A 19,783-nucleotide genomic window follows, 5' to 3' on the forward strand; every position below is an offset into this window, starting at 1 on the left:
TCGCATTTTCGAGTCATTCTTTTAGACCCATCGGATAATTGCAATGATGGCAAGATGAGCTGGATAGAAATAACGCCAGACCCAACGCGGCCCCTTCATACGGAAACCCGCCTGGTAATACTGAGCAATAGCAATGCCGGCGGTTGCGAGCACACTATACATTTGCACAGAGCTGTTATGCAGCAGAAGATATAGTGCATTTAACAAGACATGTGCCACGACAAGTACAGGACCCTGGAAATAACGGAATAACAGAACCAATAACAACCCGTACATCCCGTAATCCATCTGGCTAATTTCCATAAACAATCCTGCTCCAATGACAATCGGAATCCGCAGTAGTTTGGATGGCATTTTATCGATAACGAATAATACCAACAGGGCTGACCACAATGTCCATACCACGTTCAGAGAATAATGATTAAACGCCGCCATGAACGGCACCTGTGATATGATTGCAATCCAGAACAGCCGCCATATGTATTTTTGTACGTCTCGTGTATGTTTATAACCGATATACACTGCAAAAGCATAAATTGGAAAAGCGATACGACCTATGATCCTCAACTCTATAATATGTGGAAAAAAGACAGCCCCTATATGATCAATTAACATTGTGATCATGGCAATCCACTGCATCATGTTGTGACTCCCCTCCCTTGTTGCCGACGACACGAGTGTGCCATTCATTCATATAGTGCGTCTTTTTGAGCAACCTCCTATACATTAAGTTCATAATACATGAATTTGGTATCCTGTGCATATCCTTCGGATTCATATAAAGCTTGTGCTTGTTTGTTACTTAACTCGGTTGAGAGTGATATACGAAGAACTCCTCGCTCAGATGCCAATTGTTTGGCTGCTTGCAAGAGCTTCCTGGCAATGCCTTGCTGACGATAGGATGCACATATAGATCATTAAGCACCCAGACAGGCCCCATCGATACCGAACTGAAACTGGGATACAGCTGAACGAATCCTGTACAAATAAAGCCATTCGAGAGTGACATACCATTACTTTCATCTGTCCCATGATCACTTTCGGCATCTGTTTCTGCTACCAAAATCACCGATTCATGGCGTTCCATTCGTTCTCTAATATACTGATGTGCTGCCTCAATGTCAGCATTTTGGTTGTAGAACATCCTGTACTCATTGAACAATTGTCCCACTTCGTTACAATCAGGAAGACCCGCTTGTCTGATTCCGTGCTGCATTTCACTCAACTCCTCTGGGATAGAGACCATCGTCTCCTCGTTTGTATTTCTTCCAATTGTAAAACAGTCCTTTCATTTTCCCCATTCATCATCTGCATCAAAGTTTGTAGTATCTTCAGCAGTGATCTGACAAACGTTCATGCGCGCTTCTAGATTGCATCGTGCTTATCTAGTCCATGCCAATTCTGTACGTTTTGTTATATTAACTCCGTATTGGTAAAAATAAAAAGGCGACCAAAGCATCCACTGCTCCGTCGCCGTAATTATTCAGTTCGATTCAGCATTCTGCTGTTCCTGACCAGGATCAGCATCGGGGAAAATGACGCCTTTCTTCAAAATCAGATTGGCGTATTGCGCTCGCTCACCAGTTGCAACAATCACATAGGCATTCGAAGCCCGTTTATAAAAATCAAATCGTTCTTCATGATCAAAAGCATCCGTAATGCCTTCGTATTCTTCAATCAATCGGCGGTAGTCTTCCCATATGATCGGGATCACCTGATCCCCTTTCACAACCTGCATGACAGCAGCGGGACGCTCAGCATAGGTATCCAGTGGATATAATTGCAGGATGGCATCCAGCAGTTCAACGACTCCCAGTGCATCACAGCGTACCAGTCGCTTGGCATGACTGGCTGCGGGGAAATTGCCATCCGCCAGAACCAACTCGTCTCCATGACCCATTTCGGACATGATTTTGAGTAACTCTGGAGGTATTATTGCGGGTATATTCTTTAGCATACACAGCTCTCCTTGTTCATCTCCAACATCAGTTAGAGCAAATTGGTTTTCTCCATCCTTCAAGCACGCTGGAAATCGATTATATAAAAGCGGTTTCATCACTATTCTAACAGGATTTTTGGATCATTGCACAGCGCACCTGTAAGTTCGATATGAGAATATTTCATTTTGACAAAAATACTTGTTTGACATATAGTTGTTATAACAACTAATTAATTGGGACATTTTATTATGGAAGCGAGGTCTAGCAATCACATGGACTATACACTGGAACAATCTGTTGGATTCATGCTGGGTTTCACACATCGTAAAGCTGTAGCTTTACTTGCAACACGATTCAAACCTTATGATATTACGACAGAGCAATTTTCTGTTCTCTTTAATGTTGACCGCGGTGAAGGTGTTAATCAGAAGGAACTCGCTGCACGTGTCTTCAAAGACCAACCCACCACTGCGCGGATCATTGATCTGCTTGAGAAAAAAGGCTGGGTAGAACGCCGGACCAGCGAACAGGATCGCAGAGCCTATCTGTTATATCTCACCACGGAAGGCAAAGCGTTAATTGATATCCTCGTTCCGATTGAAAGAGAAATGAATAAAGAACTTGCTGAAGGTATATCCGAAGACCAGATGGAAGCATTTAAACATACTCTTTCCCTCATTAACCGCAACTTGTAATGAATCACAACTCAGGGGGAATACATCATCATGAAAGAACAATCTACACAACAAGTTAGACTATGGACTACCGATTTTATACTGCTGATGCTGTGCAACTTCTTGTTGTTCTTGCAACTGCACATGATTGTCTCTCCGCTTCCGTCTTACGTTCAGGAGCGATTTCACGCCAATGCGTTTGAAGTAAGTTTATTCACCTGTCTGTTTGCACTAAGTGCCATAGCAGCCCGTCTCTATTCCGCGAAAGCACTGGAGAAGGGTCTTCGTAACGCCATGATCTATATAGGTCTGTCCGTAGCCCTGCTAGCAACACTCGGCTATTATTTTGCTGCCGGTATAGCTGTGCTCTTGTTGCTGAGAATGTTGTTTGGTATCGGGTTTGGTATGAGCAGTACCGCTTTTCCAACGATGGCCTCGGATATTGTGCCCGTCAAACGAATGGGTGAAGGTATGGGTTACTTTGGTCTATCGACTAGTCTGGCTATGTCTATGGGGCCAATCATTGGGGTCACTCTGCTCCAGGGCGCTGGATTTGTAACCCTGATGTTATGTACTGCGGGTGTCCTCGCTGTGATCTATCCACTGAGTTATTCGCTGACACGCAAAAAAGCAGTCAGAACCGATAACAGTACAACCATCATGCCACAAGCCACAACAAGTGCTTCAGGGTCCAACCCGAAACAGAAGACCCCTTTCAACCGCAAGCTGATTCTGCCCAGTGTGCTGAATTGCCTATTATCCATCACCTATGGTGGGCTTGTCGGATTCATCGTTTTGTATGGTAAGGAAGCCAATCTGGCCAATCCTGCGCTGTTCTTTTTGTTCAATGCACTCGCCGTGTTATTGGTTAGACCATTTGCAGGGCGGATCTATGACAATAAAGGTCCAAAAGCACTGCTCATTCCAGGAGCAATATTCGTTGCTGTCGGCCTCATTCTGCTCTCTTATGCAACCTCCATGTCTGTCCTGTTCATCGCTGCCTTTATCTACGGAATCGGTTATGGTTCCATGCAGTCGTCTCTGCAGACCTGGATGATTCAAGTTGTATCTCCTACTCAACGGGGTATGGCTAACGGCATGTTTTTGAACTCGCTGGATCTGGGGATTGCGACCGGTGCCCTTCTTCTCGGCGCCATTGCGGCGATGACCAGTTATACCGATATGTATCGTTATTCCGTGATGTTTATGATTCTGTTCTTGCTTATATATCTGATTCAGGGAAAACGAAGCGGCAGCTTCTCCATTGAACCTCATGCTCTGCTCGCTCATACTCATATCCCTGCAACGGAACCACCTCAAGATCAGAACAAGGATTCAGAATCTGGAGCTGGAAACACCGAAACTAGCCAGTCGAATATAAGTAAACACGAATGATTGGTTAAGGTCATTCTGCTCATAGAAACGAGAAACGCGTTTACACCGAGAAAGCAAATTCATCCGCTTTCTTAGGCGTAAACGCGTTTTTTATTGGAACAGATCTGAAGATCTAATAAGCTTACGACAGCTTGGGAATGAACGTAGCATACAGAACCTTCTATTTAAAATGGACTTTTCTTGCGCCTTATAGGAGCATACCCTCTACTTGGCTCGATTCGCTCGATGTGTCGTTCGTCCTGTTTCTGTCCGCTTCCTGAAGTAGGTTGGTCTCCCTTATCCGGCTTAACTGCAAATAATGTAAGTAGTCCTCCTACAGCTGCAGAAGCGGCAAGCACACCAAAAAGCAAAAAATGTTGTTTGCCAATGAGTAAAGAAACAACAGGTGGGCCGAGTGATACACCGATGAATCGCATGCTACTGAACAAAGCCGTAATCGTACCTCGCTGCTTTTTGTCCACACCCTCAGTAATTAGAGCATCCAGACATGGTAAGGTTGCCCCTATTCCCGCACTTCCCAATGTGAATAGACCTACGACAACGTAGATATTATCGAAAACTCCAATAACACCCAGCGAAACAGTTACAAGAAAAAGACCTGCAAATCCGATCCACTTCATACGAGGCTTACTCTTTCCGATCCACTTTCCTGCGAAAAAGGAAAAAAGACACAGTGCCGCTAGCGGAATGGCAAGCACGAGACCTTTTACAATGCCCTTCATGGCGAACTCGCTCTCCAATGTCTCGGAAAGATAATACAGCACACCAAAAAGAATAAACATACAAATTCCACCGATCGCAAACAAGGCGTACAACCATCGTCCTTTTTCTTTTAGTACATCTTTAATGGAAGCCACAAATTCTGTAAAGGTGGGCGGTTTTTCTTTTTTCTTGGGTGTTTTCACCAAGAAAATAACCAGGATCAGCGAAAGAACACATAGAACGGGAATAGCCATAAATGGTAGGTACCATAACCACACAGCCAGTGCTGCTCCCAGAATTGGACTTAACACTTTGCCAAATGTATTCGAAGTTTCAATGATTCCCAGACTTTTAGATACCTGATCTTCATCATTGAACATGTCCCCAACCAAAGGTATCACAATCGGGAATGCCCCCGCTGCTCCAACCCCCTGTAATAACCTGCCACCTAATATGGTCCAGTAAGCTATATTTCCGTTCAGAATCCATGCAGCCACACCAGCTACAGCACCCCCGACGGCTGCAATGATAAGGCTGGGAATAATGACTGCTTTTCTGCCAAAACGATCCGACAAGTATCCTGCGAGTGGAATAAGCAGAATGGCAACTACAGCGTAGACTGTAATAAGCATACTGACCTTGAATGCAGATACCTTCAACTCACGTTCAATCTGTGGCAGGATCGGTATAAGCATGGAGTTACCCAAGGTCATAATTAAAGGGATGGAAGCAAGTGCGACGAGGTCCCACTTTTTATCGTTCATACCACAACCACCTTTACAGATTCTACACACAACAGCATTATTGTGCTTGTTTCGGAGGTTGATTATTCAGGACATGCTGGATGTTACCGCTTGTTCACACAAATAAGCTGCCTGCACGAATTTATGCAAGACAGCTCCTTTGGTTCATGATGTCTACAACTACAACAATCTAAAGTGGCGCAACGCTGCTCCACCTTTGAAAATAATATACAGCTCATTCACCTTATGGGGCGCCTCAAGCGAACACTGGACCGTTGTCCACTTGATATCTTTTCCATTCACACTGCCACCAGGTCCAGAAACCTCACACACACCAAGCAGTTCGCCCTCCAGTCCTCCAGAACGAATCTCAAGTCTGCCCTCTTCCCCATAAGCTGCCACTCTGGCTTCAAATCCTTGTACTTCCTGAACAGCATTATGGTTGAAAGCGATCCAGGATGACTGACCATCTCGATATAAAGGTTCTTCCTGGTTAATTGCCCGAACTGCCGAACGTCCTTCCAGACATTCATCCAACAGAACACCTCTACAAACATCGTAATTCTCGGCAAAGGTAAGCAAGTGCAGCGGACGATCCGGAATCGTCTCACCTTCAATTTCAATATCAGCCGACTGACGTATATCTGCAGAAGAACGCCCTGCCAGCATGGCCCAGGTCGATGTCTCCAGGCAGTATCGATCTCGGGTAACATCCCATAGCGCCAGCTTCTGAACAGGGACTTCTAAACTTATCGTAACACGCGTCCCTGCTTTGACATGAACACGACGGAAAGCAAGCAGTTGCTTCTGAGCACGTTTCACTCGGGAGGTATAGGAAGATCCATAGATCTGTACGACTTCATCACTGTCACGTTCACCTGTGTTGTGTATCTCCACTTCAATCTTTAATTGATCTGTGGTGGTGTCTTCCACCGGAGCACTACGATTTACACGAATCGCTTCGTATTCGAATTCGGAATACGTCAGGCCATGACCAAATGCATATTGAACCGGTCCTTCATGATACATATAAGTCATGCCATTCTGAATGATGTCATAATCCATCATGTCAGGAAGCTGTGATTCGTCTTCATACCATGTCATATTCAATCTGCCTGCCGGGGCATAATAACCTAACAGCACATCTGCAAGCGCATTACCCAATTCCTGACCAGCATGTGTCATATAAACGATTGCGCGGGCAATACCTTTCAACTCCTGCAAGGCAAATGGATAACTGCCCATAATGACAACCACCGTATTGGGATTGGCTTCACACACGGCTTTGACAAGCTCGACCTGACTCGGCGGAAGCAGCAGACTTGGGCGGTCAATTTCTTCTTTGCCGTTGATATATGGGCTGTTGCCAACAACAACGACAGATGCCTGACTGCTACGTGCAGCTTCTACGGCTTGTTGTATTCCGCTGGTCACAATATCAATATTGAATGCAGAAGGTATCTGTGTATTGCCTGGTGATTGACTTGCGTGTCCAGAGGCACTCACATTGTCCTGAGTTGTACTTGTAGCTGTAGTTTGTTCTCCTTGTGGCCGTGGTGGTGATACAGCAGCCTGTCCCTGATATTCGCTCAGTCCAACCGGAATACCGTTCCACGTCCGCAAGGTGTTACTTCCATCCGTTAGAGGATCTATGCGAACAACTTCCTTCACAAACCAGCCACCAATCTCCGGTGCGTTTGCCTGATAGATGCCTTGCTCGGTTAAACTAACGTATCGATGATTGTTCACACTTCTCAGCGTATGACTTCCCGAGCCCCAATCCTGATGTACAAACTCGGCGGCTGCAGGTGCACTATCCTCCGGTACAGCGACGAGCGTACCTTCCGCACCCAAGGTTATAACCTGACCGTCTGTTGTCTTCAGCTGAATACGGTCATTCCCATCTGAATACGTTATGTCTGAATGAGGTAGTCGATTACGCAATCCATCGAGGACGGATACACGATAAGGCAGTGTGCCACTGTACCAATCGGTATAGACCACATCGGCAAGTGGTCCAATGACACTGATCTTTTGTAATGCTTCTGGCTGCAACGGAAGCAATCCATCATTTTGGAGTAAAACAATGGATTCGGCAGCGGCACGATAACTAAGTTTGGCATGTTCTGGTGCACATAGTACAGACTCGGGTATGGAGGCATACGGGTTACGTCCCGACTGATCCAGTTGTCCAAGTCGCATTCGCACACCGAAGATGTTACGAATAGCTCGGTCCAAATCAGCGATCTCCAACAGATCCTGATCAAGAGCCTCTTCCAGAGCAGATACAACAAGATCAACTTCATCCGTAAGACAATCCACTCCTGCCTTCAACGCACCTGCTGCTGATTCGGCATGACTGGTGTGATAACCATGATAGTTCACCGTCTGTGACAGGTCTCCGCCATCACATACAATAAACCCAGGCATTGCCCACTCACCCTTAACCACATCATTCACATATGGACTTTCAATGGCAGGTGTACCATTGATGGAATTGTAAGCTGTCATCATGGACAAGGCTCCACCTTCCACAAATGGTGTCTCAAATGCTTTTAAATAATATTCCCGCAGATTGCGCGGATCGATGCTGGATGAACAATTCAGCCGATCTTTCTCATTATTATTGGCAAAAAAGTGTTTTAATGTTGCGACCATTTTTCAGATAAAAAGGATCATTTCCCTGCATACCTTTGACGAGAGCTGCCGACATTTCTCCCGTGAGGACCGGGTCCTCGCCATATCCCTCTTCCGTTCTGCCCCAGCGTGGGTCACGTTGTGACGCATCCCACATCGGGTATTGATGATACTCCTTCATCCTTCATTCCTCCTACGAATTAGTGAAGTCCAAGTTGCTTCCATTGCTCCAGTAAATCCAGCGTACGCTGGCGATACTTCTGACCATCTTCAGGTTGATTGACCTGATGTTCATGAACGTAGGCATTAAAATACGAAGACAGTATTCGGTACGCAAGCCTGCGTGCCTGTCCTTCAGCGGATGAGTCCAGTGGACGATCATATCCTTCATGAAAAGCCGCTGATTCTGTTGACAATATGGCTTCAAACTCCCTGTCGGCAAACATCGAACGATCTCCATCAATGATGGCCGCAATGTTTAGCTCACCCTTTTCCTGATGAACAAGCACATTTGCTTCCCACAGGTCATTATGAACGAGTACCGGACGGGTCACATGATCAAATAAATCTTTATTTTGGATGAAAATAGCAGCGATCTCTTCTCCCACACCTGACATATAATTGACTTGTGCCGCTTTAAGTGCCGTTTCTTCTGCAAAAGAGTGCAGCACCTCGGACCATTGATCCGAGCCTCTAATCGTCCCATCTCCCAGCGGCCACCCAAACGATGTCCCCTCGATCTGATGCATGATGGCGGTATAGACGCCAAGCTGATGATACAATCGCTCTTTGTCTATGTCTGAAATTGATGCGTGATCCAGCTGCTTACTTGGAATAAACTTCATAAACATGTACGTTCTTGGAATGATGGATCCGCTATCATCACAGGCGATAATGTTGGGAGCAGGAATGCCTGCCTTACGGTAATATTCATACACAATCGGTTCAGCCGCCATCATCGTACGTTCAAAAGAAAAGAGTGGGTCACTCGCAGAACCAGCCGCCATCTCTCCCCGCTCTGGAGCCAAACGTAAAATCACATCCGTATAGGATGTATGTTCAAGGTGAATCCGATAAGTTGTATTAAAAAGTCCACCTTGCAGGAGACCAAACTCCTTCACTTTGGTATCGCTTCCAAAATTAATCTCTACCAGTTGATGCAGCATCTCTGCTGATATCGTGCAGTGCAAACCGGAATTCATTGTACTCATTTCATTCAATCTCCTATCATCGTAGACAAACAGACGGCACCTTTCGGCACCGTCCTTTTCTTCTACTATATCATTTTACAGTTGGATTGTAAGCGCGCTTGCACCTGTTGCTGCCGTAACAACAACACCAGTTGCACCAGACATTTGGGAACCACCTTCAACGCTGGATACACTTTCAATACCACGAAGCACGATGTTCCAAGGTTTACCTGCACCTTCAGCACGAACATCCAGCACTGATCCATTACGTGTAACGTTAACTGTTAGCTCCTGTTCAGCAGCTTGGTTCACAACGACAGCTTGAGCCGTTTGACCATCAGCCAGCTCGAACAAGTGCAGAGATACATCATTTGCAAAGTCATAATCCGGTTTATGATCTACAGCACCAACAGCGATCAGGCTGTTTGGCTTAACCATCATTGGAAGCGTTTTGAAGTCATGGTTTTCACTGATCCAGCGTCCACCTTGTACTTTCGCTCCTGTCAGATAGTTTGTCCAAGTTCCTTCAGGCAGGTAGTAACGCACATCGCCTTCCTTGTTGAAGATTGGCGCCACGAGAATTGAATCACCGAACATGTATTGCGTATCCAGGCTGTATGTTGTTGGGTCCTCTGGGAAGTCCAGCAGCATAGCGCGCATCATCGGAATACCTTTTACCGTTGACTCTACCGCAGAATTGTACAGGTACGGCATCAGGCTGATTTTGAGTTTGGTAAAATCACGAACAACGTCCACGGATTCCTCGTCAAACAACCAAGGCACACGATACGAAGTGCTGCCATGCAGGCGGCTGTGTGAAGATAAAAGTCCGAATTGTACCCAGCGTTTGTATACGTCAGGGCTCGCTGTGCTTTCAAAACCACTGATATCATGGCTCCAGAATCCGAAACCGGAAAGCCCCAGTGACAGGCCACCGCGAAGCGATTCAGCCATGGATTCATACGTGGAAGAACAGTCACCACCCCAGTGAACCGGGAACTGTTGACCACCTGCTGTTGCGGAACGTGCAAACAGAGCAGCTTCGTTTTTGCCAATCTTCTCTTCGAGCAATTCAAATACAGCTTTGTTATACAGTTGTGTATAATAGTTGTGCATTTTAACCGGATCAGAACCATCGAAGTACACGACATCTGTCGGAATTCTTTCGCCGAAGTCGGTCTTGAAGGAATCTACACCTTGATCAAGCAGGACTTCGAGCTTACTCTTATACCAATTCACAGCATCCGGATTTGTGAAGTCAACCAGAGCCATACCTGCTTGCCACATATCCCATTGCCATACGCTACCATCGGCTGTTTTGACCAGATAACCGTTCTCCATACCTTCATCGAACAAGTAGGATTTTTCTGCAATATATGGATTGATCCAAGCACAGATTTTAAGACCCTTCTCTTTCAGACGTGCAAGCATGCCTTCCGGATCCGGGAACATCGCTTCATCCCATACGAAATCAGACCATTGATATTCCTTCATCCAGAAGCAGTCAAAATGGAATACAGACAGCGGAAGATCACGTTCAGCCATGCCATCTACAAAATGGTTAACCGTTGCTTCATCATAATCCGTTGTGAATGAAGTTGTCAGCCACAGACCAAATGTCCATGCTGGTGGAAGTGCTGGTTTACCTGTCAATTTCGTATAATTATCAAGTACATCCTTTGGATTGTCACCGCCGATAATGAAGTACTCCAGAGTCTCTCCTTCTACGCTGAATTGAACTTTGGATACATTTTCAGATGCAATCTCATAGGATACGCGTTCAGGATGGTTTACAAATACACCATATCCTTTATTTGACAAGTAGAACGGAATGTTTTTATAGGACTGCTCACTGCTTGTACCGCCGTCCTCATTCCAGGTATCGACGATTTGGCCATTCTTAACAAACGGTGTAAAGCGCTCACCGAGTCCGTAAACGTATTCACCAATACCGAGATCAAGCTGCTCGCGGAAGTACGCTTCCTTGCTTGGACCTGTAATATAACCAGCCGCTCTTTGACCACTACCTGTAATACGCTTTCCTCCATATAGGAAGCTAACGTCCCAACCGTTTGTTTTGTCGATTTGAACTTCCAGGTTACCGCTTTTCAAAACTGCGCCTTGTTCATTTTTCGAGATGTCAACGTTTGCATCTTGCGTGTTGAGCTCAAATACAGGCCCTTTTTTCACTCCGCCTTTATGGTGATTCAAGGTTACACGAATAACGTTTGGCATAGGTGAGCTGTATGTTGCTTTAAGCAATGTACCGTTCAACGTGTCGCCTTTGCTGCGAATATATTTAGTTGCCGCATATACGGTCAAAGAATTATCTTTTTGTACAATATCACGAATGTCAGTCGGGTTTTGAATTTGGTACCCTTCACGAGTCATCCAGAATCCATCAGTAAATTTCATGTTTTCTTTCCCCCTTTGGTTATACTATAATAATATTGATATTAATAATGAATTTCTTCTCTTATTTTGACTAAATATATCACGATTTTGATAATAACCATCCGATTCTTGAACATCAACACCAAACTTTGGAAACGATTACATTAAAAATGAAGTAAAGGAGGCGTTGATATGGAACGTGAACGATTACGCGAAGACCGAATTCACGGCAATGCCATGTATCCAGTCAGTGTGTACCCCGATATACAACAGCTGAACGGCGATAGCATTCTGGATTGCCACTGGCATGATGAAATGGAGTTCACCATGGTTACTCAGGGCTGTGCGGTCTTTCAGATTGATATGAACACCATTGAGGTTCAAGCTGGAGAAGCGATTTTTATCAATCGAGGTGAGATTCATGCAGGTTATCTGAAAGGTGATATTCCCTGTGTATTCTCTTCCATTGTATTTAATCCGGAGCTGCTTGGAAGCCGCACCTTCGATACGGTACAGGAGAAATTCATCGGTCCACTGGTGCGTAAAACCGTGATCCTCCCTTTTCATATCAAGGCAGATGAGGATTGGGGACAAGAAATTCTGGATCACCTGCAACGCATATTCGCTGACCACGCTGCCGGAACAGAAACGTGTGAAATGTCAACGAAAGCGTACCTGTATCTCATATTTGCCCGTATGTTCGAACATATGAGACCTGCTCCGCTCAAAGGCACCATCGCTACAGGGAGTCATGACAAGGTAGAGCGCCTGAAATCCGTGCTCGGCTATATCCACAAGCGTTATCCTGAACCATTGAAGCTGAAAGAACTGGCCGATGAAGCCAATATGAGCGAAGGACACTTCTGCCGTTTCTTCAAACAGATGGTGCAGAAAACCCCGGTTGATTACATTAACTATTACCGCGTTCAACAGGCCTGCGTTCAGCTTGAGAATACGGATCACAAAATTGTTGATATCGCCATGGATGTGGGTTTTGAGCATCTAAGCTACTTCATCACTACATTTAAAAAGCATAAAGCCACCACACCATCACAGTATCGCAAATTGTTCTATGAGAACGTAGCCATGGAATCTGCCTTGGTTCAGGTATAAAAGAAGAAGGTGCTCACAGCTATTCAGCTGCAAACACCTTCTTTATCTTTTTTATCAACTTTCCAGCCAACGAGTAAGATAACGCTCTGATCTGAGCCACACTGGCTCAGTTAGAACTCATCTCACTCGCTGCTATCAGCCTTACGCTTTGAAGCTTAACATTGGCCTCACTTTTTCAGCGTCTTCCATGAAGTGTACTCATGTACGGAGAACCCATTAAAGGACGCATGTACTGAAGCCATTTTTTCGACCAACTTTAATTGTGCTTCCATATAAGCAGATCCCTCTTCATAAAAAGTAATGAAGTCACCTTCCTTGCTTTGCTTTGTTTCCACGGCGATTGAGATCGTCTTGCCAAGTAGAGCTGCTTCTGCAAGTTCATCCTTCGCTACACTATAGATTGCAGCTGCTGTATCGCGGTAAGCCATAATCGTGATGGAATCAAACTTGCGAATCATCCAACTGCTTACGGCCATCGTGGAACCCGGAATTTTGTAGTTATCGAGCCAGAAAGGCAGATCAGCCGCTACCGGCATTTTCATCCGTGATGCTCGCTCAACAATGTACTCCACATTTCCTTGCCACTGGGAAATTACACTGCCCTGATTGATTTTCCATTGTGGGTGCACATGTGGCTCAATATCTAGATGAATACCAGCAAATTTCTCATTGGACAATGCCTGCGCTTGATATGCCTCGATCCAGTCCAGGAAAGATGCAATCTGCTCCCGACTTTCCGTCAACCCCCAGGCTGATCTTCCATCCATGACGTCCACCGCAATATTCTTGGCTCTCGCCTGGCGGATAAAACTTTTATACTCAGGAATCTTTATATCCCGGTTCAACTGCAGATAGATCGTATTGATCTTGTTCGCTGTAGCGTAATTTAACACTTCTTGAGGATTACTTCGGATCTGGGTGGTATCCCATACCCAAGTCGCTCTCACTGGCACATCAAGTTCTCCATGAATCGTTGCATAACTGTCGACTGAACCATCCGCAATGGCTTTGGAAGAACAGGCTGTACTCGCACACAGGATCAAACAACTCAGTAATAAGATAAAACGGTAACCCCTTTTGCTTTTCATATTTGTACACTCCCTCTGAAGTTATCAGCTCTGACGTGCAAATCTGGATGAAATTATGTCGTTTCATATTCATTTAATGGATACTTATTACGTACGACGAATTTGAATTGCTTTTATATGCAATATCATCTTTAAGACTCACTACGAAAGAATCATATAACTATATTTCGGGAATTCGTAGTTCTGTATGTATAGTTCAAAAGTCACAATTATTCATTATTTTCAAATTCAATCCTTATTCCAGCATGACTTCAGTCATTATTGCCATATGTACACCAAGCTCCAGAAGACCTAGAAAGCGTTTTCTCTCAAAACACACCAAAAAACCGCCCTAAGGCGGCTTTATATGGAACCCTATTTAATGATGTCTAGTCGACATTTCCGTTCATTCATTACCCCATGGAGCTACCGGTGTATTGTCAACCACTTCATCGAAAAGTGACACCAGTTCAATACCTTCTGCCGAAATCCGCACAAGCCCCTTGTCGGACAAACGTAATTCTGGAATCACAACCAGCGCGAGCAACGAAAGCGTCATGAACGCATTATTCAACGTACATCCTGCGGACTGTAAAGCTTCACTGACTGCTGCCGATTGCGCTGCAACGACTTCGAATGGCTCGGTTGACATCAAACCTGCAATCCGCAGCGGGAATTCGGTTACACCTGCTGCCGTTACCACGGCGACCCCGCCCTGCATACGAATGACATGGTTACCGGCTTCGGCCATCAGGGCATCATCATTACCGATAATCAACAGGTTGTGACTATCATGAGCAACCGTCATCGCAATCGCTGCAGGGGATGTGAAACCGATGCCTCCAACAAGCGCTACCGCTCGATTCCCGGTTTGTTTGTGACGCTCCAATACCGCAATTTTGCATACTTCCCCTGAAGTTGAAACCACAACCTTCTCGTTCTCTACTCTAACAGGCAGGTGTTTCTCCTTTGTATCCACATGGTTCTCTGTCACATGAATGATTTTGGCACCAATCGTGCCCTCTTGAATCGGTGCAGCAAGCTTCAGATCTTCTGGCTGAATATTTGCTTCTAACTTCACCGTGTTCAGTGCTTCCTCCGGATACGTGAAACTGTCCCATACCGCGGTCATTTTCCCGTTCTCGGCTACTACTTGCCCGGCAGCAATTGTCATGCCCACACGTACATCAGCCAATCGGCCGTCCAGCAGAATAATATCAGCTATATTGCCCGGAATAACCGCACCAATATCGCGCGCAACACCAAAGCGCTCAGCCGTGTTAATGGTTGCCATCTGGAAAGCCGTAACCGGCTTCACCCCTTGGGAGATTGCGAGACGAACAACAAAATCCATATGTCCTTCTTTGAGCAGGGATTCAGAGCTTCGGTCATCGGTCACCAGCATCATCCGGCGTGTATCCAGTCCAAGCTCGGTACAGGCTTTGATCGTCTCGGCTACATCATGCCATGCCGAACCTTGGCGCATCTTCGCGTACATCCCGAGTCGCAGACGTTCAACCACATCTTCCTTGGTCACACATTCATGATCCCCTGTAACGCCACTCGCTGCATACGCTGGCAGACGCCAGTCATCTGCAGCCCAGGTAAAGTGACCGTCAGCCACTTTACCTGCCCGGAGGGTCGCCTGTATCTCACCGATCATCGTCTCGTCCCCATAGACTACCCCAGGGAAGTTCATCACTTCACCAAGGCCAATCATGTCCGGACCCCAGGAAAGAGCCTCAGCTACCTCTTCAGGCCCGATATAAGCACCTGTTGTCTCCAGTCCTGGATGAGTGGAAGGCACACAGGAAGCCACCTGCATATAGGCTGCCATCGGTGTGGTCCGTGCTTCATCCAGCATCAGTCTCAGACCTTTCAGACCAAGCACGTTAGAGATCTCATGTGGATCAAAGAAACCTCCGGTTGTGCCTGAAGGCAATACCGCTCTCGCAAACTCGGTTACTTTCATCTGTGTACTTTCAATATGGCAGTGTCCATCCAGCAAACCAGGAGCGATATACTTACCGTTTGCTTCAATAATCCGGGTATGTTCTCCAATGGTGTGGCTTACATCTTTACCAACATAAGCGATTCGAGCTCCCTGTACGGCTATGGACATCTCCGGCAAAATCTCACCCGATATCACGTTTACCAGCGTACCTCCCCGAATGACCAAAGTCGCTGGCAAATCTCCCCGTGCTGTAGCGACCAGATCAGGTACACAATCAGCCATAAGTGGCCGTTCAAAAGATGGTTTGTTCATTTTGTTGCCTCCTTTAATAAACGATCCAAAAAAATATATTGTTACGATTATATGAGTCCGGACTTCAGGTGTAAAGAAAAATTACATCCATTGTGCATCAATACAAATTATGGAGTCATATTTATCCACAGAACCCAATCCTCACGAATTCACGTTAGGTATTTTCATTTCATATGATCACCTATATGGCTGGAATCTCATCATGTATACTTCCCTCGTGAAGTTAGCTTCTTCCCGATATATGTATCATATACAGAAAGACTCCCGTTCCACTGAACGGAAGCCTTCTTCATGCACATGAATGTGATATGTCAGTCCACTTGCGCAGCAGACACCTTGCCAAGATCATACCATTCTTCCGACTGCGAGGTAATGAACGGACTCGGTGTGCCCACGCAGTAAACGTGCAGCAGATGCATCGCTCGTGTGCAAGCCGTATAGAACAACTTGCGTTCATGCTCCTGAGCATACTGCTCCGCAGAGCCGTCATAGATCAGGACAGCATCGAATTCCACACCTTTGGCCAGATACGCCGGGATGACATGAACACCCTGTTCAAAAGCCAGCGTCGTTTTCTTGATTAACTTCGGTGCTGTGGGCAGCGCCTTACTCAATGCAGCATGTACGTCTCTGCTCTCTTCGGCGGTCTTGCAGATCACTGCAACTGATTCATACCCTTCCTCAATCAAGTGTTTGAGATCTGTCGTGATGACGTTCATATGACGCTCGGCATCAGAAGAAACAATCACTTTAGGCTTCTCGCCGCTACGGTTAAATGGAATAATCTCTTCCCCACCAGGCACCATGCCACGGGTAAACTCCACGATCTCCCGAGTAGATCGATAACTTCTGGTCAGCTCAATGACCTCTGTATTGTCTGGACCGTACAGGTTAGTCAAAGGTCCTGTTCCACTCAGCACTGAAGAGTGGGCATAGATGGCCTGATTAAAGTCACCAAGTGCTGTTATTTTCGCCCGTGGGAACAACCTCTTCATAAATGCCAACTGAAACGCAGAGTAATCCTGGGCTTCATCAATAATGACATGACGAATATTGGAGTTAATATGGAATCCAAGCATAAGCTCACGCAAGTACAAGTATGGCGTAATATCTTCATATGCCAACTCCTGAAGCTTCAATCTGCGTAAGGTCATCTTACAGATTTCATCCCATTGAGAAGGCAGCGCTTCATCACCCAACAATCGCTCCATCTGAGCCTGATCGTTGAACAGATGTGCATATAATTGTCTTATATCAACGAATCGTAAGGACTTAATCCATTTTCGCAAAGGTTTGAGTCGGTCACTGACCACCATGCGTGCCAGAATTTCTCTTTCCTGCTCGAAGTCATTAAACGTATGCGTCTTTCCTTTTTGCTTGCGCTTCAACCGTTGATACGCACGTTGCAGATCCTCCGGCTCCATTAGATCAAGCTGCTGATCAACCCAAGGCTCATCCAGTTCACCTTTACCAAAGGCAGACAGTTCTTTCAGCATCCAGTCCCGCAACATCTCCAGTCGACTCACCAGCTTAACGGATGATTCGAAACTATAGAATTTCTCAGCCATAGCCTCTGACGTGACAATCGCTCGGCCCTGGAAGCGAACCGGCTTGAATTTCATGCCACCTGACAACATGCTTTCCTTATAACGTGTAATCACCTTCAGGAAAGATTCGGATGACTTGAACCGAATGCTGGACATGCGCACATCGTAATCGGGATCTTCCGTCCCTGTAAGTACATATTCGAGTTGAATAAACGGATCTTCCAGTTGATATTCACGACCCAAACGGCGCTCCAAATACTCCTGGAAGGTCGTCTGCAACATGTTTTCCTCCCCAAGCTCAGGCAGTACCGTGGAGACATAACTGTTGAACATCGGATTTGGTGAAAAAAGAACCATCTGATCCGCTTGCAGATGCTCGCGGTATTTATAGAGAAGATATGCTACACGCTGGAGCGCCGCGGATGTTTTGCCACTGCCGGCTGCGCCTTGCACAATGAGCATGCGTGTCCGGTCATTACGGATAATCCGGTTTTGCTCCTTCTGAATGGTCGCTACAATACTCTTCATCTGTGCATCCGAAGTTCGACTGAGCACGGCCTGCAATAACTCATCGCCAATCGTAACCCCCGTGTCAAACATAAACCGGATACGTCCGTCCCGAATGACAAACTGCCGCTTCATCTCGATATCACCGCTGATCTCTCCACTGGGTGTATGATACGTGATTGGACCCGGTGCTCCGTCATAATACAGGTTAGAGATCGGCGCACGCCAGTCGTAGACCAGAAAAGATTCTTCCTTCTCATCCAGCAACGATGCAATTCCCAGATAAATGCGTTCAGCATTTGGATACCCGTCTTCCTTGAAATCAATGCGGCCGAAATATGGTGAGTGATGCAGTCGTTTCATTTTGTCCAACGCAGCCGCTGTATTTAGATGGCTGCGCTCCCGATCGGATAGTACCTGTGACTGCTGCCGCATGCTGGTTGATGTCTCTCCGACATCGTCCGCTTCACTAAAGTTCATCGTGACTTCGTCCCAAAAGTCTTTTCTCATTCCAACCACTTCGTCACGGAAGGAGCCTACTTCATCTTCTAACGTTGTGATCTTGCGTTCAATCTGATCGGTCACGGTGTTGACCCGTTGTTGTTCCTCATTCCATTGCTGATCTGTACTCATATGTTAATAGCCCCTCTTTCCCCGGATTGTGTCCTCAAAATCCCATTTGACAAGCCCGAAAAGGCAATGGTATAATTATTAGAAAGTAAACATTTTAATTATATGTTAATTAGTTCTAATTTTCTGAAAACCATTTTTTATTGTACCAGTGACAACGTCCCGATGCAAGCGGAGGCGTTTTTTGTTGTTTTCTTCTTCATTATTACCCAATCACCGGGTCCTCAACTGACTTGGCAATTCCTGCCTACTTTCGTAATTCTTCAATCGTCTCTTTCCAGCGTGTAATTGCTCCAAGTTCATCTTTTAATTGAAAGGTTATTCCTGAAGTGATCTCCGCATATGGCGCGTGATCCACACGTACCTGAAGCACTTGTGCTTCAAAACGATCTCTCGGATGAACAGCCCCCTCAATCTCAGGCAACCGTTCTACTTCTATACGGATATGCAGCAATCGATGTCCTTGAACCGTAATCAAGGTAGCCTTGCCTGTATTGCTCATGTTCATACTGGTCTGTGTACCTGGCCATAAAGCAAGTCTAAGCTGCTGCGGATTTATCGCAATCACTTCTCCCATACTAATCATCGCCTGATGCGGCCATTGATCCTCAGATACGGTTAGCAGTTGCATGGCTTCATGCTGTTTATGCTCCAGATTTGTCCCACTCAACCATTCCATTAGTTCAGCGTCCAGTTCCTCTATAATCATGTCTCTATCCCTCAGTTCGTTAAAAATCATTCATGCGCTTCAGCCCTATGTATGACAAAACAACCCGGACACGATGGTCCGGGCAATGTTGTAACTACATTGTATATGATCGCCAAGCAGGTGCGCAATTCGCACTTAGAGAGGTTGTTCAAAAAGTCTACTTTTGATTACGAATCATGCCTAACGGCATCATCAGCATCGAATATGAAATTCAGCCGAATAAGCAGACGCTTACGAAGTATCTTTCCTTCGGAAACATTGTAGTTGCT

Annotated in this window: 16 protein-coding genes; 3 read left to right on the forward strand and 13 right to left on the reverse strand. The window is 45.8% G+C overall.

Annotated elements, in window-relative coordinates:
* Positions 1 to 21: 21 nt before the first annotated feature.
* From IFU39_RS09860 to IFU39_RS09870, 4 genes are all read right to left on the reverse strand, one after another.
* Positions 22 to 642: a TraX family protein gene (locus tag IFU39_RS09860; RefSeq protein ID WP_244660935.1), complete on the reverse strand. Its 621-nt coding sequence runs from the start codon at positions 640 to 642 to the stop codon at positions 22 to 24.
* Between the two features lie 77 nt (positions 643 to 719).
* The gene (locus IFU39_RS33580) at positions 720 to 869 is read right to left on the reverse strand and encodes a GNAT family N-acetyltransferase (RefSeq protein ID WP_446740335.1); all 150 of its coding nucleotides are present in this window, start codon (positions 867 to 869) and stop codon (positions 720 to 722) included.
* A complete protein-coding gene (locus tag IFU39_RS09865) occupies positions 803 to 1,216 on the reverse strand; it encodes a hypothetical protein (protein WP_446740340.1) in 414 nt (137 codons plus the stop codon). The genes IFU39_RS33580 and IFU39_RS09865 overlap by 67 nt, the downstream gene beginning before the upstream one ends.
* 267 nt (positions 1,217 to 1,483) lie before the next feature.
* Positions 1,484 to 1,957 carry an RbsD/FucU family protein gene (locus tag IFU39_RS09870; protein ID WP_036609525.1) on the reverse strand — a complete coding sequence of 158 codons (474 nt, stop codon included), beginning with the start codon at positions 1,955 to 1,957 and terminating at the stop codon, positions 1,484 to 1,486.
* Between the two features lie 255 nt (positions 1,958 to 2,212).
* Between IFU39_RS09870 and IFU39_RS09875 the strand changes: the two genes are divergently transcribed.
* Together IFU39_RS09875 and IFU39_RS09880 are read left to right on the forward strand one after the other, a co-directional pair.
* Positions 2,213 to 2,635: a MarR family winged helix-turn-helix transcriptional regulator gene (locus tag IFU39_RS09875; RefSeq protein ID WP_017689281.1), complete on the forward strand. Its 423-nt coding sequence runs from the start codon at positions 2,213 to 2,215 to the stop codon at positions 2,633 to 2,635.
* Between the two features lie 30 nt (positions 2,636 to 2,665).
* Complete coding sequence (locus IFU39_RS09880) at positions 2,666 to 4,009, forward strand: MFS transporter (RefSeq protein WP_105598164.1); 1,344 nt, start codon at positions 2,666 to 2,668, stop codon at positions 4,007 to 4,009.
* A gap of 164 nt (positions 4,010 to 4,173) precedes the next feature.
* On the opposite strand, the gene IFU39_RS09885 is transcribed toward IFU39_RS09880, so the two are convergent.
* The 5 genes from IFU39_RS09885 to yicI form a co-directional block, all read right to left on the reverse strand.
* Positions 4,174 to 5,475, reverse strand: coding sequence for an MFS transporter (locus IFU39_RS09885; protein WP_105598163.1), 1,302 nt, complete (start codon positions 5,473 to 5,475; stop codon positions 4,174 to 4,176).
* A gap of 159 nt (positions 5,476 to 5,634) precedes the next feature.
* Entirely contained in the window at positions 5,635 to 8,112 is a 2,478-nt protein-coding gene (locus IFU39_RS09890; RefSeq protein ID WP_192132399.1) for a glycoside hydrolase family 3 C-terminal domain-containing protein, read from the reverse strand.
* A complete protein-coding gene (locus IFU39_RS33210) occupies positions 8,078 to 8,272 on the reverse strand; it encodes a glycoside hydrolase family 3 N-terminal domain-containing protein (protein WP_192132401.1) in 195 nt (64 codons plus the stop codon). The genes IFU39_RS09890 and IFU39_RS33210 overlap by 35 nt, the downstream gene beginning before the upstream one ends.
* A gap of 19 nt (positions 8,273 to 8,291) precedes the next feature.
* Positions 8,292 to 9,302 (reverse strand): phosphotransferase family protein, encoded by a 1,011-nt coding sequence (locus tag IFU39_RS09900; protein ID WP_192132403.1) that lies wholly within the window; start codon positions 9,300 to 9,302, stop codon positions 8,292 to 8,294.
* A 75-nt stretch (positions 9,303 to 9,377) separates the two neighbouring features.
* Positions 9,378 to 11,696, reverse strand: coding sequence for an alpha-xylosidase (gene yicI / locus IFU39_RS09905; RefSeq protein WP_192132405.1), 2,319 nt, complete (start codon positions 11,694 to 11,696; stop codon positions 9,378 to 9,380).
* Between the two features lie 171 nt (positions 11,697 to 11,867).
* On the opposite strand from yicI, the gene IFU39_RS09910 reads away from it, so the two are divergent.
* Entirely contained in the window at positions 11,868 to 12,788 is a 921-nt protein-coding gene (locus tag IFU39_RS09910; protein WP_192132407.1) for an AraC family transcriptional regulator, read from the forward strand.
* 167 nt (positions 12,789 to 12,955) lie between these two features.
* Here IFU39_RS09910 and IFU39_RS09915 read toward each other — a convergent pair whose 3' ends face one another.
* The 4 genes from IFU39_RS09915 to IFU39_RS09930 form a co-directional block, all read right to left on the reverse strand.
* Positions 12,956 to 13,876 carry a hypothetical protein gene (locus IFU39_RS09915; protein ID WP_192132409.1) on the reverse strand — a complete coding sequence of 307 codons (921 nt, stop codon included), beginning with the start codon at positions 13,874 to 13,876 and terminating at the stop codon, positions 12,956 to 12,958.
* Positions 13,877 to 14,261: 385 nt separating this feature from the next.
* Positions 14,262 to 16,121, reverse strand: a complete 1,860-nt coding sequence (locus tag IFU39_RS09920; RefSeq protein ID WP_192132411.1) for an adenine deaminase — start codon at positions 16,119 to 16,121, stop codon at positions 14,262 to 14,264.
* A gap of 311 nt (positions 16,122 to 16,432) precedes the next feature.
* Positions 16,433 to 18,808: an RNA polymerase recycling motor HelD gene (helD, locus tag IFU39_RS09925; RefSeq protein WP_192132413.1), complete on the reverse strand. Its 2,376-nt coding sequence runs from the start codon at positions 18,806 to 18,808 to the stop codon at positions 16,433 to 16,435.
* A 244-nt stretch (positions 18,809 to 19,052) separates the two neighbouring features.
* Entirely contained in the window at positions 19,053 to 19,514 is a 462-nt protein-coding gene (locus IFU39_RS09930) for a pyridoxamine 5'-phosphate oxidase family protein (protein ID WP_192132415.1), read from the reverse strand.
* Positions 19,515 to 19,783 lie beyond the last annotated feature (269 nt).

The organism is Paenibacillus sp. CFBP 13594, from assembly GCF_014842675.1.
Lineage (GTDB): Bacteria > Bacillota > Bacilli > Paenibacillales > Paenibacillaceae > Paenibacillus > Paenibacillus amylolyticus_B.

Coding starts and splice junctions, on each gene's coding strand:
- IFU39_RS09860 (WP_244660935.1), bottom strand. CDS start 642: ATGATGCAGTGGATTGCCATGATCACAATGTTAATTGATCATATAGGG.
- IFU39_RS09865 (WP_446740340.1), bottom strand. CDS start 1,216: ATGCAGCACGGAATCAGACAAGCGGGTCTTCCTGATTGTAACGAAGTG.
- IFU39_RS09870 (WP_036609525.1), bottom strand. CDS start 1,957: ATGCTAAAGAATATACCCGCAATAATACCTCCAGAGTTACTCAAAATC.
- IFU39_RS09875 (WP_017689281.1), top strand. CDS start 2,213: ATGGACTATACACTGGAACAATCTGTTGGATTCATGCTGGGTTTCACA.
- IFU39_RS09880 (WP_105598164.1), top strand. CDS start 2,666: ATGAAAGAACAATCTACACAACAAGTTAGACTATGGACTACCGATTTT.
- IFU39_RS09885 (WP_105598163.1), bottom strand. CDS start 5,475: ATGAACGATAAAAAGTGGGACCTCGTCGCACTTGCTTCCATCCCTTTA.
- IFU39_RS09890 (WP_192132399.1), bottom strand. CDS start 8,112: ATGGTCGCAACATTAAAACACTTTTTTGCCAATAATAATGAGAAAGAT.
- IFU39_RS33210 (WP_192132401.1), bottom strand. CDS start 8,272: ATGAAGGAGTATCATCAATACCCGATGTGGGATGCGTCACAACGTGAC.
- IFU39_RS09900 (WP_192132403.1), bottom strand. CDS start 9,302: ATGAGTACAATGAATTCCGGTTTGCACTGCACGATATCAGCAGAGATG.
- yicI (WP_192132405.1), bottom strand. CDS start 11,696: ATGAAATTTACTGATGGATTCTGGATGACTCGTGAAGGGTACCAAATT.
- IFU39_RS09910 (WP_192132407.1), top strand. CDS start 11,868: ATGGAACGTGAACGATTACGCGAAGACCGAATTCACGGCAATGCCATG.
- IFU39_RS09915 (WP_192132409.1), bottom strand. CDS start 13,876: ATGAAAAGCAAAAGGGGTTACCGTTTTATCTTATTACTGAGTTGTTTG.
- IFU39_RS09920 (WP_192132411.1), bottom strand. CDS start 16,121: ATGAACAAACCATCTTTTGAACGGCCACTTATGGCTGATTGTGTACCT.
- helD (WP_192132413.1), bottom strand. CDS start 18,808: ATGAGTACAGATCAGCAATGGAATGAGGAACAACAACGGGTCAACACC.
- IFU39_RS09930 (WP_192132415.1), bottom strand. CDS start 19,514: ATGATTATAGAGGAACTGGACGCTGAACTAATGGAATGGTTGAGTGGG.